We start from the raw sequence: 13186 nt of genomic DNA on the forward strand, positions 1-13186 counted from the left end.
AAATAAACCATGGCACTTAACAAAGGGTTCACCATAACTGGCTGGTGTTGTTGAGGTTTTGTTAAGGGAGCGGAGCCGGCATGAGCAACGCGATATGCGCGCTACAGAAGAGCCTAGCTACTAAACGTGCCGAAGCGATCGCTGAACAGATCGAGCGGTCGCGGCGTGCCGACTTCGGGTGACTTCGGTAGCGCGTTCGATGTGAGCGATGACGAGTTGCCCCACAGCTCCTGCACGGCCGGCGAGATCGGCTGACTGCGCTCGCCGCCCTGAAACAGCGAACGGAACATCGGTGGCTCCGGCGCAGCCTGTACGTTGCCGCCACTGGCAAAGCTGGCGACCTGCACATTGTTGAGATCCGGAAAGCGCGACAGGAATGTTGCGCCCGACGCCGATGACGATGTGGTTGGCGCAACAGCCTGCGCCGTGGTGACGCCGGCCGTCGCCATGGCATTCACCGTGGCGCTCGAATTGGCCGCAGACGTATAGCGCGACGACAGTACGCCGTAGACTTGCGAAACGCTGCGTGCGCTGCCGCTCTGATCGTAGAAGATCGAACGGTTGGCTGCGGCCGCATTTGGAAAGAGTGCGGCGCCCGACAGGTTCGGGTTCTGCGCGGCGTTGTTGATCAGCTTCGAGGCGCCGGCAACACCCATGAAGTGCGCCATGTAAAGTTCGGCATCGTTGGGACGACGGCCGATCTCGCCGCTGAGCTTGAAGCTGTTGGATTGCGTCAGCACGCCAGCCATCGCTGAGCTTGCAACGGGATCGTCGCGCAGCTTCAAAATCTCGGCCTTGGCTTTTGGATCGCTGACCGAATAGGAGCCGGACGGCGACTTGGTGATGGCGTCGGCATATTGGCCGTAGCCAAGCTGGCTACCAGCTTCCTTCACCGTACCGAGCCAGGTCTGTTCGATGAATTGGAAAAGCCCCTTGGCGGAAGACGTCGATGCCGTGGCTTTGGGATCGAAGTTCGATTCCATCTTCGCGGTGGCGAGCAGATATTCGAAGCTCGTACCGGTGATGCCTGCAGCATTCTTGATCGCACCAGCCACCTGGCTGCGCGTCGAATTTACTGCGAAGAGATTGGTCGCCTCGACCGCCATGCGCTGCCCCGCTTCCGCGCGACGAGCTGCCCGACATCCAGGCGCCGTCAGCCACGCCGAAGCTGCGGACACAGTGCAGCAATCATGGTTAATCGAATATTAAAGCACGTGGTCCGGACCGCCGCAGGACCACTTCGTTCGCCTGGTTTTGCGCAAGGCGGCCCCATCGATCTACTCTCGATTGAATAATTGATCCGACATTAACTCCTGACTGTTTTCATCGGTATCCGTACACCCGCCGATTCGGAGAGAGCCATGGTCGCGATCAGCAACGGGATGAACAGCGCCATCGCGCGTGACGCCGGCACCAGCGAGACAGGCATCGCGGCCAAGGGCTCAAAAATCCCAGCAGCCCCCTCGTCATCCGCACCTGCCGCATCGGCAACGGTGATTGATCTGTCCGATCGTGCGAAATCGATCATCGCCAAGGCGCAGGCCGACATGGATGCGACCCGCAACCTGACGAAGACATTTGACGAGATCCTGACCGAGCGCACGGACGCGCTGGGCAAGAAACTCTCCGATGCCTTTTCCGCCCTCAATGTGCCACCGGAATTTGCGACGCATCTGAAGGTGGACAAAGTCGGCAACGTGACCACCGAAGGCCCGTGGAAGGCGAAAATCGAGAAGCTGTTCGCCGACAACCCCGAGCTCGCCAAGGAGCTGAAGGAGGTCGCCGGCCTCAACGCCTTGAAAGCGGCGCAGGCCTCGCTCGACCTCTATACCGAGCAGAAGAAATCCACCAATGACGAGAAGAAGCAGGCCGAGGCCTGGACCAGCTATCATGTCCGCGCGCTCAACATCCAAACGCTGTCCGGTGTGATGACTGTCAAAGATGGCAAGCTGCGCTCGGCAGCGGTCGATTACATGGACATGATCGCCGACCCGACGGGCATCAATTCCGGCAAATCTCGGCAGGACGTGGCCGATCGGCTGGTTTAGCCGCACAGCCACGAGGGTTGCAGTACCGGCGATTTGTAATACATTGTAATACAAATCGGAGGTTCGTATGAGCAAAAACCCACTGTCCCCCCTTTGACGCTACGGCTCCCAACCGACGTTCTGCGAGACATCGAGAAAATCGCAACCGCCTCCGACAGGACCAGAAGCTGGGTGATCGTGCGCGCCTTGAAGGTTTATCTCGCCAACGAAGGCAGCGACATTCTCGCGATCGTCAAAGGGCGCGAAGAGATCGCGGCCGGCGACGCCCATGACATGGACGATGTGATCAAGGAAATCGAAGCGCTCGTTAACACGAAGGCTGCGTGATGAAAGTCCGGCTGTCCGGAGCGGCGCGCGCGTATATTTTGCGTGAAGCCAAGTATCTCACGGACAGAAGCCCGGCCGCAGGCACGGCATTTCTGAAGACGATGCAATCGGCCCGACAGCAACTCAGCCAATTTCCTGAAATCGGTTTTCAACCCTCGGCAGTGCGGGGCAGCCGCCGTCTCATCGCAGGCGATTATGTGATCGACTATGACGTCGGACGATATGCGATTGATATCAGTTCGATCCGCCACGGCCGTCAATCGGATGGTGACCTCCCGCTCGACGACAACTTCGATTATGAATGACGCGTTGTCTGCATAGGCGAAGCGACACGGCTTATTTATAAACCGCCGCCGGATCGAACACCTTCTCCGCATCGACGAACGCGACCTTCGCCGCGCCGTCGTCGCCTTTGGTGATCGCACGGTAGAAGCAGGAGCGACGACCGGTGTGGCAAGCGGCGCCACCGATCTGCTCGACGCGGATCCAGATCGCATCCTGATCGCAATCCATCCGCATCTCGGCCACGCGCTGGGTCTTGCCGGAGCTCTCGCCCTTGCGCCAGAGCGCTTTTCGCGAGCGGCTGTAATACCAGGCATCACCGGTCTCGATGGTCTTGCGCAGCGCCTCGTCATTCATATGCGCAACCATCAGCACATCGCCATTGGCGACGTCGGTGACGACGGCGGTGACGAGGCCGTTGGCATCGAATTTCGGGGTGAGCGTGAGGTCTTCTTCAAGCGCGTGATCGTGGGACACGGTCGTCTCTCAATGAAAATCGGGCGCATGATGCGCCCGATAGTTTAACACCAGATCGAGCACAGGCTGCGCTTAGCGCGACAGCGCCTGGATCATCGACATGAACCGCGCCTGCTCCGCAGGGTTGTCGCGGAAATTGCCGGTGAAGCGGGTCGTGAAGGTGCGCGAGCCTTCCTTGCGGATGCCACGGGCGGACATGCATGTGTGCTCGGCTTCCACCATCACCGCAACACCGCGCGGCTTCAGGACCTCGTCCACGGCAGCGGCGAGCTGCGCGGTGAGATGCTCCTGGGTCTGCAGGCGGTGACCGAAAATATCGACCAGGCGCGCCAGCTTCGAGAGGCCCACGACGCGCTCTACCGGCGTATAGGCAATATGCGCCTTGCCGTAGAACGGCATCATGTGATGCTCGCAGTGGGATACGAAGCCCATGTCGCGGATCAGCACGAAATCATCGTAGCCTGCGGTCTCGCCGAACGTCTTGTTAAGCACCTCGGCCGGGCACTGGTGATAGCCCTGAAACAGCTCGTCATAGGCCTCCACTACACGGCGCGGCGTATCGACGAGACCTTCGCGCTCGGTGTTCTCGCCGATATAGGCCAATAGCGTCTGCACGGCTTTTTCGGCCTCGGCACGCGAGGGGCGGTTCTGCTCGGGATCGATCGCCGCGGCGAGGAATTCGGTGGGATCCAGCTGCGCGGGGCGGAACTCTTTCTTGCCGTCAGCCGGGCTGGCGTCCGAATTACCGCGAATGGGTTTGATCACAGCGTCCATCTTCTCTCCGTTCGACCGGCCAAATATGAGACCGGAGGTGTCACCGGGCAGACGGGGCGGAAATCGCCAGACGCCTGAGTCCGTCAAAGGGATAACATCGCCAGCGCCGAATGGAATTCTCAAATTCCGGCGATCTGGGGAACAGCCGGCATTCTTTCGCCGAGCTGCATCCCTATATAAGGTTCCGAACCACCCCCGCCAAGGGCAGCGCCCGATGGCTGCAATGGAATTGGTGGCAGAGTTAAGGTCCGCACGCGATGCTGAACGATATCTACAACAAGCGCATCATCGAACTTGCCGGTAATATTCCCCGGCTGGGCCGCCTTACCGCCCCCGATGCGTCGGCCACCGCCCATTCTAAACTGTGCGGCTCCACAGTGAAAGTCGATCTCGCCATGGACGGCGACGTGGTCAGCGATTTCGCGCATGACGTGAAAGCGTGCGCGCTCGGTCAGGCCTCGTCCTCGATCATGGCCGCGCATGTGGTCGGGTCCACGGCAGACGAACTCCGCGCGTTGCGCGAGACCGTCCGCAAGATGCTGAAGGAAAACGGAGCCCCACCAACCGATGCGAAATGGGCGGATATCGCGGCGCTCGAGCCGGTGCGCGATTACAAGGCCCGGCACGCCTCGACACTGCTGACCTTCGACGCGGTGGTCGATGCCATCGGTCAGATCGAAGCCAAATCAGGAAAGACGGAAAGCGCACCGGCTTGAACGCCGGCGAGCTTACTTGGCTGGCGCAGTAGCCGCACCACCGGTGGGCGCTGCGACCTCAGCGGTCTTGGTGGTAGAAACAGTTGCCGCCACCGGCTTCTCGTCTTCGGCCGCACTGACGAACCGGTCCTGGATAGTCTTCGGCGCCAACGAGGCCATCGGGGTGCTGTCAGCCTCCCGCGGCTGCGGTAACACGTCATCCACCAGGTGAGTCGTCACCAGATTGGACAATTTCAGCTCGTCGAGTGTCAGGCGATGCAGATCTTCCCACGGCGGTATGCTGAGCGACAGCGACAACAGATCGCCGCTTCCCCCCATCTCGACCGTGTATTTTGCAAGGCGCCCCACATCGCGCTGAACGATCATCAGATCCTGCGCCGTATAGCTGGCGGCTTTCGGATCGTCGGCCCGATCACCCATCCAGATCTGGTGAACGCGCACGCGGGCTTCGTCCGGTACGTAACGGGTCTTGCCGGCAAGCAGCAGGAACACGCACATGGACTCGCAATAGGCCTGGGGCAGAACAGCGGGCCTCATCACGCCGGAGGACGACTGCAGATCCACCGAGACCCCAACCGTCGTGCGCAATCCAAGACTGCGCCAGCGCCGGCCGATAGCGATGGCATCATTGACCGAGCCACCGGATGAATCGAGCACGACGGTCGCGCCGTTGAGATCGCGCGTCTTGGCGAATTCGTCGAAATCCTTCGGGGTATCGCCAGTGACGACACCGACAGCGGTCACCCACCCCGGCAATCCGGCTCGCAAGCGATCCAGGTGAAGCGCATCGGCAGCTTGCGTTCTTCGAGAACCGCCGCAGAGACCGCAGAGGCGGAGAATGACGAGGCAATGCCCGTGACGGCGATGAAGAACAGTACGGCGCGCAAAAGCACCGAAGTTTCGGATTGAAGCGACTTCACTCGTCTCAACTCGGTTCCTTCCCCGCGCTCCGCATGAGCCATGGCAACGGCACCAACCAAACGCTCATGATTCTGTCACACGGGCGTTATCAAAAACTAGCCTGCGATTTTGCAGCGTCCAGTTACTTTTGCTGCAGTGCATGTGATAAGTTGGCGGGTGTGACCGCGTTGCATATGTCGGCCGGTTCCATGCAACGGAACCCGGCAATTCGCGATTGATCTGGTAGCAAAACGATGACGAAGCACTCTTTTGCTTGCCCCGATTGTGCAGGTAAAATCCTGCGAACGCCCCGGACCATCGGGCGTGGAGCGATCTGGATTTACCGTCACACCTTCTCCCCGCTCGTTGGCTACAACTGCCGTCACATTCCCACATGTTCGATCTATGGCGACGAGGCGATCGAACGCCACGGATTGTGGGCCGGCGGCTGGATGACACTGGCCCGGCTGCTGCGCTGCCAGCCCTGGGGCACATTGGGTATCGACAATGTCCCCGTGACGCGTCCACCTCGGGCGCGGTGGTTTTTGCCATGGCGCTACGCACGCTGGCGTGGCGTCAATGACCGGCACACCACGAACTGACAGGCGCGGGTCCGGCGTCATGCAGCTTACATCAACGTTGCACACCTGTTCGCCACAGCGCTGACGAAGTAGGCACTCATCCCGGCAATTGTTCGCGCGACGGCATACCGACCCAAGCTTTGCTCTTATTCACGTAACAAATGTTCGGTGAAAGTTGCTGAACGACATTGCCCGCTCGCGCTTGGTATCATAGGGTGCGTTCACAATATCTTTTAAGTTTCAACCATCGACCAGAATGTTCGGCGGGGGCGCAGGTGGAAGAAGGCCTGTACGAAGTTTTTTTTCATACCGTTCATGGCAAAGGCAGCGGCGTCATCTATGCCATCGCCGGCAAGCTGCGCGGCGGAAATTCTGCATTCACCTTCAGCGGCAATTACCAAAATAAGCCCGATGCGATTTCGGTGCGGGTGAGCAGCCGGCGCTTTAATCCCGATCCTGAAATCCCCTCCCTGTTCGGGCTCGAAGGCGTCACGCTGTCGCTGACGGGCCACGCGAGTGGCGATACCGTGAATTTCGAAGGTGCAGCCCTGCAGAAACCCGGCGTTCTGTTCACGGCTCAACTGACGCGCATCAGCGACTAGCTTCCGCGACTACCGAAGCTAAGGCTCCACAAGATGGCGGCAAGTGCCGTCGTCAGAAACGCCATGGCAACGAAGCCAGACGCCCGGAAATAACCGCCGGAAAACAGCAGTCCGCCAATGCCAGAACCAATGGCCTGGCCGACATAAAGCATCGACGTGTTCAACGAAACAGCAGCGGCCCCCGCTGCTGGAGCAGCCGTGATCAAGCGGACCTGTTGCATCGATGTAATCGCACCGAAGCCAAGACCCCAGATGGCCACGCCGAGCGCCATGACGGGGAGCTGTCCCGCACCGACGGACCAGACGGTCATCCCCGTCAAAACCAAGCTGGTCGATAGCAGCGAGGTCCTGAGAGCGCCCCATCGATCGACGATCCGCGTCGCCGTCATGATGCCAAGGAATCCGCAGACGCCATAGATGGCAAAAACAGACGCCGCAGCGTCATGCCCTGCTCCCGCCAGACGTTCGAGCAGCGGCGCCATGAAGGTAAAGATCGAGAATTGGCCGGCGATCTGCAGCGTGGTGATCGACAGCAGCAGAAGGACCAGCCGGTTGCTTGCAAGCGCCGACCATGTGGTGAGATCGACCGGCGCGCCATACAGCCCGCGCGGAATGCGCCAGACCAGCAGCGCGAAACTGATGCAGCTCATGACGCCAACGACGCCATAGACCTCGCGCCATCCATAGCGGCTGGCGATGAAGGTGACCATCGGCAGGCCCACCGCGGCCGCCAGCGTCCAACCGAGGAAGGCATAAGCGACGCTACTGGCGCGCTTCTCGGGCGGCACCAGCATCCCGACTACCCCCGCCGCTTGCGGCGTATAGGGCGCGGCGGCGATGCACATCACCAGTCGGATGCCGAGAAGAACGGTGTAATTAGGCGCGAAAGCAGAGGCGAGATTGCAAACCGCCACAACCGCGATCACCGAGATCAGCATGGTCCGTCGCTCGACCCGGCTGGTGAGCCACGACATCAATGGCGAGCAGATACACAGCATCACCGCGCCAAAGGTGATCAGCAATCCTGCTTCACGGATGGTGACTTCGAGACCAGCCGACAATTCACTCAGCATCGCCGTCGGACCGAGCAGGCCGACGCCGGTGACAAAGTTGCCGATCATGAGTGCGGTGGGAGCAAACGGGCGGGACACGTTGTTTGATAGCATGCAACAGGGAGCTGTACAGTGCAGATCATACGCATGGACCGGCACGACACGACATCATTGTGAAACTGCACGCACATTGGCCGTATGCAAAAATGGAGGCACTCGCCTCAGAACCCGTCACGCAGATTTGGCGACTACCAGGCACAGGCGCGCACAACACCGCGCCTGACACGCCTGTTTGTTGGAGCGACCTGAATCCCGCCACGCGGATTCAGCGGCAGCCGTTGCGAGGAATGCATGATTATCTGGGGTTCTTACGTCACCAAAAAAATCATTCAAAAGGGCGAGTTCTTCTGCCCCGGCTGTGCGCAGCATCGGCAATATAATCTGCGACGTCCGAAGAAATGGGGGCACCTCTACTGGATCCCGCTAATCCCGATGCAGGAGCTCGATCGCTATGTGCAATGCACCGCCTGCGACAAAGCGTGGAACGAAAGCGTGCTGGAGCACGACCCGATCCGCGAGCAACATCAGCGCGACGAGAATCTCGCAACCATGCTGGCGCAGCTGATGCTGCTGATGTCCGGTGAAGGCGGCTTGACGCCGAAGCTGAACGACCAGATCACCGAAGCCACGCAGCGACTGATCGGCGTGGATGCGACACCGGAGTCGATCGCAAAAGCTGTGATGTCCGGCTCCGATCGCAACAGCGCCCTTTCCAATACGGCGCGGCAGGCTGACGGCCTGAATGATCGCGGCAAGGAAGCGACGCTGCGGGCCGTGATTGCCATAGCCCCTGCCCGCCCGCTCGGCGAACGCGAATGGATGCTGGCATCAGACATCGGCAAGCATCTCGGCATGTCGCCGGCGCATGTGGGCGGCGTGCTGTCCGAGATGGCGGCGGCTTGATCGCGCTGCGATCCATAACACCATCATCCGCAGAGGTGGGGATCGTGCCAGACCTGGTACGATCCTGCCTCCACAACCTGCTTGATTGGACTCTCGCTCATCTGGCGGCTAAGGCGGCCCGATGATTCAAAGCCAAATCAAACCGCGCGTGTTCTTCGGCGCGTCCGCTGTCATCGCCACCCTGCTCATCGTTACCATCACCATGCCCGGCACCGCCGACAGCATGTTCAAGACGGCACAGAGCTGGGTTATCGACACCTTCGGGTGGTTCTATGTCGCGGCGGTCGCGACGTTTCTGGTCGTGGTACTGGTTCTCGGCTTCGGCCCCGCAGGCAAGCTGCGCCTGGGACCCGACGATGCTGAGCCGGAATTTCCCTATGTGTCCTGGCTCGCGATGCTGTTCGCGGCCGGCATGGGCATCGGCTTGATGTATTTCGCCGTGGCCGAACCGGTGCAGCATTACATCTCGCCGCCGGAAGCGAAGAGCGGCACGATCACCGCCGCGCGCGAGGCGATGGCTATCACCTTCCATCACTATGGCGTCCATGCCTGGGCGATCTACGCCATCGTCGGCCTCAGCCTCGGTTACTTCACCTATCGCAAGGGATTGCCACTCGCCTTCCGCTCCGGCCTGTCGCCCATTCTCGGCAAGCGCATCAATGGCCCGCTCGGCGATGCCATCGACATCTTTGCCGTCTGCGGCACCGTGTTCGGCGTCGCCACCTCGCTCGGCTTCGGCGTGTCGCAGATGACCGCCGGCCTCGCCTATAATTACGGGATCACCGACAGCGCGATCATGAAGGTGACCGTGATCGCCGCGGTCATGGGCGTAGCGACCCTGTCCGTACTCAGCGGCGCCGATCGCGGCATCCGGCGTCTGTCCGAGCTCAATCTCGTACTTGCCGTGCTGCTGATGGTGTTCGTGATGTGCAGCGGGCCAACGCTGTTCCTGCTGCGCGCGCTGGTGCAGAATTTCGGCCTCTATCTCGATCATTTCGTCGAGCGAACTTTCAAGCTCTATGCCTATGAACCGAAGGCATGGATGGCGGATTGGACGCTATTCTATTGGGCATGGTGGATCGCATGGTCGCCGTTTGTCGGCATGTTCATCGCCCGCATCTCGCGCGGACGCACCATCCGTGAATTCGTGATCGGCGTGCTGTTCGTGCCGACGGCCTTCACCTTTCTCTGGATGACGGTGTTCGGCAATACGGCGATTTCGCTCGATCTCGGCACCGCTCATGGCGGCATCGCGGCGGCCGTGCAGGCCAATCTGTCGACGGCGCTTTTCAAATTTCTCGAATATCTGCCGGCTGCAGGCTTCACCTCCGGCCTCACGATCCTGCTGGTCGGCGTGTTCTTCGTCACCTCGGCCGACTCTGGCGCCCTGGTGATCGACACGCTGGCGTCCGGCGGCAAGGAAGATACGCCGCGCTGGCAGCGCATCTATTGGTGCATCGTGCTCGGTACCACCGCGGCGCTGTTGCTGCTCGCGGGCGGCCTCGATGCGCTGCAGGCCGCGACACTGCTCGCGGCGCTGCCCTTCTGCTTCATCATGCTGATGCTGGCTTACGGCCTGGTGCGGCAGACCAGCGCCGATCTCGACGGTGAGACGATTTCGCAGGAAAGCCCCGACATCAGCGAGCGGCTGCGCAGACTGTTCGTGCCTGCGAGCCGCGCCGAGATCGAGCGCCAAATCATCGGGCATGGCGTGCCGGCGCTGCAATCGGTGTGTCAGGCCATGCTCGATGAAGGCTGGGCTGACAGCGAGGTGAAAATCGATAGCGAGGGCGCGTCGCTGACGATCGGTTTCGGCAACGGGCGCTCATTCGTCTATCGTTTGCTGCCACGATCCCGTCCGCTGGCCGCCTATACGGCATGGGAGACCCCGGCAGCGCATCGCAGCCGGACCTGGATGCTGGCTGCGCGAACCAACAGCGAGGCCCGTCATCGCGATCTCACCGGTTTCTCCGAGTTGCAGATCACAGGAGACCTGCTGGGGCAGCTGGAAAGCTCGCGCCTCGCATGGGGCGCCGTCAGCAGCGCTGCCGGGCGCCAGCCAGCCAGCTCGGCGTAGAGCAGCGCGACGGTCAAAACCTTGCCGGACTGCTGTTGCATCATCCGAATCGGCTGCTATACCGCTGTTCCCCGCTTACCTGCGCCCGTGTGCAGGAGTGAGCCACAGGAGAAAAGACATGACTGAGAATGAAGGCTCCGGATTCAAGTTCGGCCTCGCCAACCTCACCCCCGCCGACCAGAACAGCGCGAACGTCAACCTCACCTTCCCGGACGGCGCCGTGCGCCAGTATCCGCGGGGGACGACCGGTTTCGACATCGCCAAGGGCATCTCGCCCTCGCTCGCCAAGCGCACTGTCGCCATGGCGCTGGACGGCGTGGTCACCGACCTCAACGATTCCATCGAGGCGGATGCCAAGCTCGAACTGATCAATCGCGAAGACCCGCGCGCGCTGGAGCTGATCCGGCATGACGCCGCGCATGTGCTCGCCGAAGCCGTGCAGACGCTGTGGCCATCGACCCAGGTCACCATCGGCCCGGTGATCGAGAACGGCTTCTACTACGACTTCTATCGCGAAGAGCCCTTCACGCCGGAAGATTTTGCCGCCATCGAAAAGAAGATGCGCGAGCTGATCCAGCGCGACACGCCTTTCACCAAGCAGGTGTGGGACCGCGAAAAGACCAAGCAGGTGTTCCGCGACAAGGGCGAGGCCTTCAAGGTCGAGCTGGTCGATGCCATTCCCGGCAACGAGCCGATCAAGATCTATTACCAGGGCGACTGGTTCGATCTCTGCCGCGGCCCGCATATGACCTCGACGGGCAAGATCGGCAACGCCTTCAAGCTGATGAAGGTAGCCGGCGCCTATTGGCGCGGCGACAGCAACAATCCGATGCTGACGCGCATCTACGGCACCGCCTTCGCCAAGCAGGAAGACCTCGACGCTTACATGAAGCAGATCGAGGAAGCGGAGAAGCGTGACCATCGTAAATTGGGGCGCGAGCTCGACCTCTTCCACTTCCAGGAAGAAGGCCCGGGCGTCGTGTTCTGGCATCCGAAGGGCTGGACCATTTTCCAAGCCCTGATCGCCTATATGCGCCGCCGCCTCGACGGCGACTATCAGGAGGTCAATGCGCCCCAGATCCTCGACAAGGGACTGTGGGAGACGTCGGGCCATTGGGGCTGGTATCGCGAAAACATGTTCGCGGCACAGTCGGCCGGCGAAGAGGCCGAGGACAAGCGCTGGTTCGCGCTGAAGCCGATGAATTGCCCCGGCCATGTGCAGATCTTCAAGCATGGCCTGAAGAGCTATCGCGACCTGCCGCTGCGCCTCGCCGAATTCGGCGTGGTGCATCGCTATGAAGCCTCGGGCGCCATGCACGGGTTGATGCGCGTGCGCGGCTTCACCCAGGACGACGCACATGTGTTCTGCACCGAGAACCAGCTCGCGGATGAGTGCCTCAAGATCAACGACCTGATCCTATCGACCTATACCGACTTCGACTTCGGCGACATTGTGGTGAAACTCTCCACGCGGCCGGAGAAGCGCGTCGGAACCGACGAGATGTGGGATCACGCCGAGCGCGTGATGGCCACCGTGCTATCCGCCATCGAGGCGCAGTCGGGCGGCCGCATCAAGACCGAGATCTCGCCGGGCGAAGGCGCGTTCTACGGGCCGAAGTTCGAATATGTGCTGCGCGACGCCATCGGCCGCGACTGGCAGTGCGGCACCACGCAGGTTGACTTCAACCTGCCGGAGCGTTTTGGCGCGTTCTATATCGATGCCGATGGATCGAAGAAGGCGCCCGTGATGGTGCATCGTGCGATCTGCGGCTCGATGGAACGCTTCATCGGCATCCTGATCGAGCACTATGCCGGCAGCTTCCCGCTCTGGCTGGCGCCGACGCAGGTGATGGTCACCACCATCACGTCGGAAGGCGATGAATATGCCAAGGTCGTCGCCGCCGCCGCCCGAAAAGCCGGGCTGCGCGTCGAGATCGACCTGCGCAACGAGAAGATCAACTACAAGGTCCGCGAGCACTCGCTGGCCAAGATCCCAGCTCTTCTCGTGGTCGGCAAGAAGGAAGCCGAGAGCCACTCGGTGTCGGTCCGACGCCTCGGCAGCGAAGGCCAGAAGGTGATATCCACCGACGAAGCCATCGCGGCGCTGGTGGAAGAAGCGACGCCGCCCGACGTCAAGCGCGCCAAAGCGAGCTGAGCCATGAGCGACGACGAAATCGAGATCGAGGCCTATCCGCTGCGGTCGTATCAGCTGATCCCGGACCCCAACCGTCCGGACGTGGTGGCTTTGGCGCTCGAGACCGAGTTGGGCCATAGCCTCTATCTGGCATCGCGTGCGGTGCTTGAGGATCTCGGTCGGGATCTTCTCGACCGGGCGTCCAAGATGCCCGAGCACAAGACGGCCAGCTAGCGGCGACCGTTCTGCGATC

14 protein-coding genes and 1 pseudogene are annotated in these 13186 nt (G+C 61.1%); 10 read left to right on the top strand and 5 right to left on the bottom strand.

Features of this window, described 5'->3' with window-relative positions; genetic code table 11:
- Nucleotides 1-113 precede the first annotated feature (113 nt).
- The gene (locus tag RPMA_RS18845) at nucleotides 114-1106 is read right to left on the bottom strand and encodes a transglycosylase SLT domain-containing protein (protein ID WP_211909211.1); all 993 of its coding nucleotides are present in this window, start codon (nucleotides 1104-1106) and stop codon (nucleotides 114-116) included.
- A 255-nt stretch (nucleotides 1107-1361) separates the two neighbouring features.
- On the opposite strand from RPMA_RS18845, the gene RPMA_RS18850 reads away from it, so the two are divergent.
- Genes RPMA_RS18850 through RPMA_RS18860 form a run of 3 tightly spaced genes read left to right on the top strand, consistent with a single transcriptional unit; the run spans nucleotide 1362 to nucleotide 2680 of the window.
- Entirely contained in the window at nucleotides 1362-2048 is a 687-nt protein-coding gene (locus RPMA_RS18850; protein WP_211909212.1) for a hypothetical protein, read from the top strand.
- Nucleotides 2049-2102: 54 nt separating this feature from the next.
- Nucleotides 2103-2375, top strand: coding sequence for a CopG family ribbon-helix-helix protein (locus RPMA_RS18855; protein WP_211913732.1), 273 nt, complete (start codon nucleotides 2103-2105; stop codon nucleotides 2373-2375).
- Entirely contained in the window at nucleotides 2375-2680 is a 306-nt protein-coding gene (locus RPMA_RS18860) for a type II toxin-antitoxin system RelE/ParE family toxin (RefSeq protein ID WP_211909213.1), read from the top strand. The genes RPMA_RS18855 and RPMA_RS18860 overlap by 1 nt, the downstream gene beginning before the upstream one ends.
- Before the next feature lie 31 nt (nucleotides 2681-2711).
- Here RPMA_RS18860 and hisI read toward each other — a convergent pair whose 3' ends face one another.
- Both hisI and folE read right to left on the bottom strand, forming a co-directional pair.
- Nucleotides 2712-3134, bottom strand: coding sequence for a phosphoribosyl-AMP cyclohydrolase (gene hisI, locus RPMA_RS18865; RefSeq protein WP_211909214.1), 423 nt, complete (start codon nucleotides 3132-3134; stop codon nucleotides 2712-2714).
- Nucleotides 3135-3206: 72 nt separating this feature from the next.
- Nucleotides 3207-3908 (bottom strand): GTP cyclohydrolase I FolE, encoded by a 702-nt coding sequence (gene folE, locus RPMA_RS18870; protein WP_211909215.1) that lies wholly within the window; start codon nucleotides 3906-3908, stop codon nucleotides 3207-3209.
- Nucleotides 3909-4165: 257 nt separating this feature from the next.
- Between folE and RPMA_RS18875 the strand changes: the two genes are divergently transcribed.
- A complete protein-coding gene (locus RPMA_RS18875) occupies nucleotides 4166-4624 on the top strand; it encodes an iron-sulfur cluster assembly scaffold protein (protein WP_211909216.1) in 459 nt (152 codons plus the stop codon).
- A 12-nt stretch (nucleotides 4625-4636) separates the two neighbouring features.
- Here RPMA_RS18875 and RPMA_RS18880 read toward each other — a convergent pair.
- Nucleotides 4637-5412 (bottom strand): annotated as a pseudogene (locus tag RPMA_RS18880) (hypothetical protein).
- Nucleotides 5413-5778: 366 nt separating this feature from the next.
- Between RPMA_RS18880 and yidD the strand changes: the two are divergent.
- Entirely contained in the window at nucleotides 5779-6126 is a 348-nt protein-coding gene (yidD, locus tag RPMA_RS18885; protein ID WP_211909217.1) for a membrane protein insertion efficiency factor YidD, read from the top strand.
- 254 nt (nucleotides 6127-6380) lie between these two features.
- The gene (locus tag RPMA_RS18890) at nucleotides 6381-6707 is read left to right on the top strand and encodes a GrlR family regulatory protein (RefSeq protein WP_211909218.1); all 327 of its coding nucleotides are present in this window, start codon (nucleotides 6381-6383) and stop codon (nucleotides 6705-6707) included.
- Here RPMA_RS18890 and RPMA_RS18895 read toward each other — a convergent pair.
- The gene (locus RPMA_RS18895; protein ID WP_249225293.1) at nucleotides 6704-7828 is read right to left on the bottom strand and encodes an MFS transporter; all 1125 of its coding nucleotides are present in this window, start codon (nucleotides 7826-7828) and stop codon (nucleotides 6704-6706) included. The two genes, RPMA_RS18890 and RPMA_RS18895, sit on opposite strands and share 4 nt — an antisense overlap.
- Nucleotides 7829-8110: 282 nt before the next feature.
- Between RPMA_RS18895 and RPMA_RS18900 the strand changes: the two genes are divergently transcribed.
- The 4 genes from RPMA_RS18900 to RPMA_RS18915 all read left to right on the top strand — a co-directional run bounded on the left by RPMA_RS18900 (nucleotide 8111) and on the right by RPMA_RS18915 (nucleotide 13167).
- The gene (locus tag RPMA_RS18900) at nucleotides 8111-8722 is read left to right on the top strand and encodes a zinc ribbon domain-containing protein (RefSeq protein WP_211909220.1); all 612 of its coding nucleotides are present in this window, start codon (nucleotides 8111-8113) and stop codon (nucleotides 8720-8722) included.
- A gap of 121 nt (nucleotides 8723-8843) precedes the next feature.
- Nucleotides 8844-10799: a BCCT family transporter gene (locus RPMA_RS18905; protein WP_211909221.1), complete on the top strand. Its 1956-nt coding sequence runs from the start codon at nucleotides 8844-8846 to the stop codon at nucleotides 10797-10799.
- 118 nt (nucleotides 10800-10917) lie between these two features.
- Nucleotides 10918-12954: a threonine--tRNA ligase gene (thrS, locus tag RPMA_RS18910; RefSeq protein ID WP_211909222.1), complete on the top strand. Its 2037-nt coding sequence runs from the start codon at nucleotides 10918-10920 to the stop codon at nucleotides 12952-12954.
- A gap of 3 nt (nucleotides 12955-12957) precedes the next feature.
- Complete coding sequence (locus tag RPMA_RS18915) at nucleotides 12958-13167, top strand: hypothetical protein (protein WP_211909223.1); 210 nt, start codon at nucleotides 12958-12960, stop codon at nucleotides 13165-13167.
- The last annotated feature ends 19 nt before the right edge of the window (nucleotides 13168-13186 follow it).

The organism is Tardiphaga alba, assembly GCF_018279705.1.
Classification (GTDB): Bacteria; Pseudomonadota; Alphaproteobacteria; order Rhizobiales; family Xanthobacteraceae; genus Tardiphaga; species Tardiphaga alba.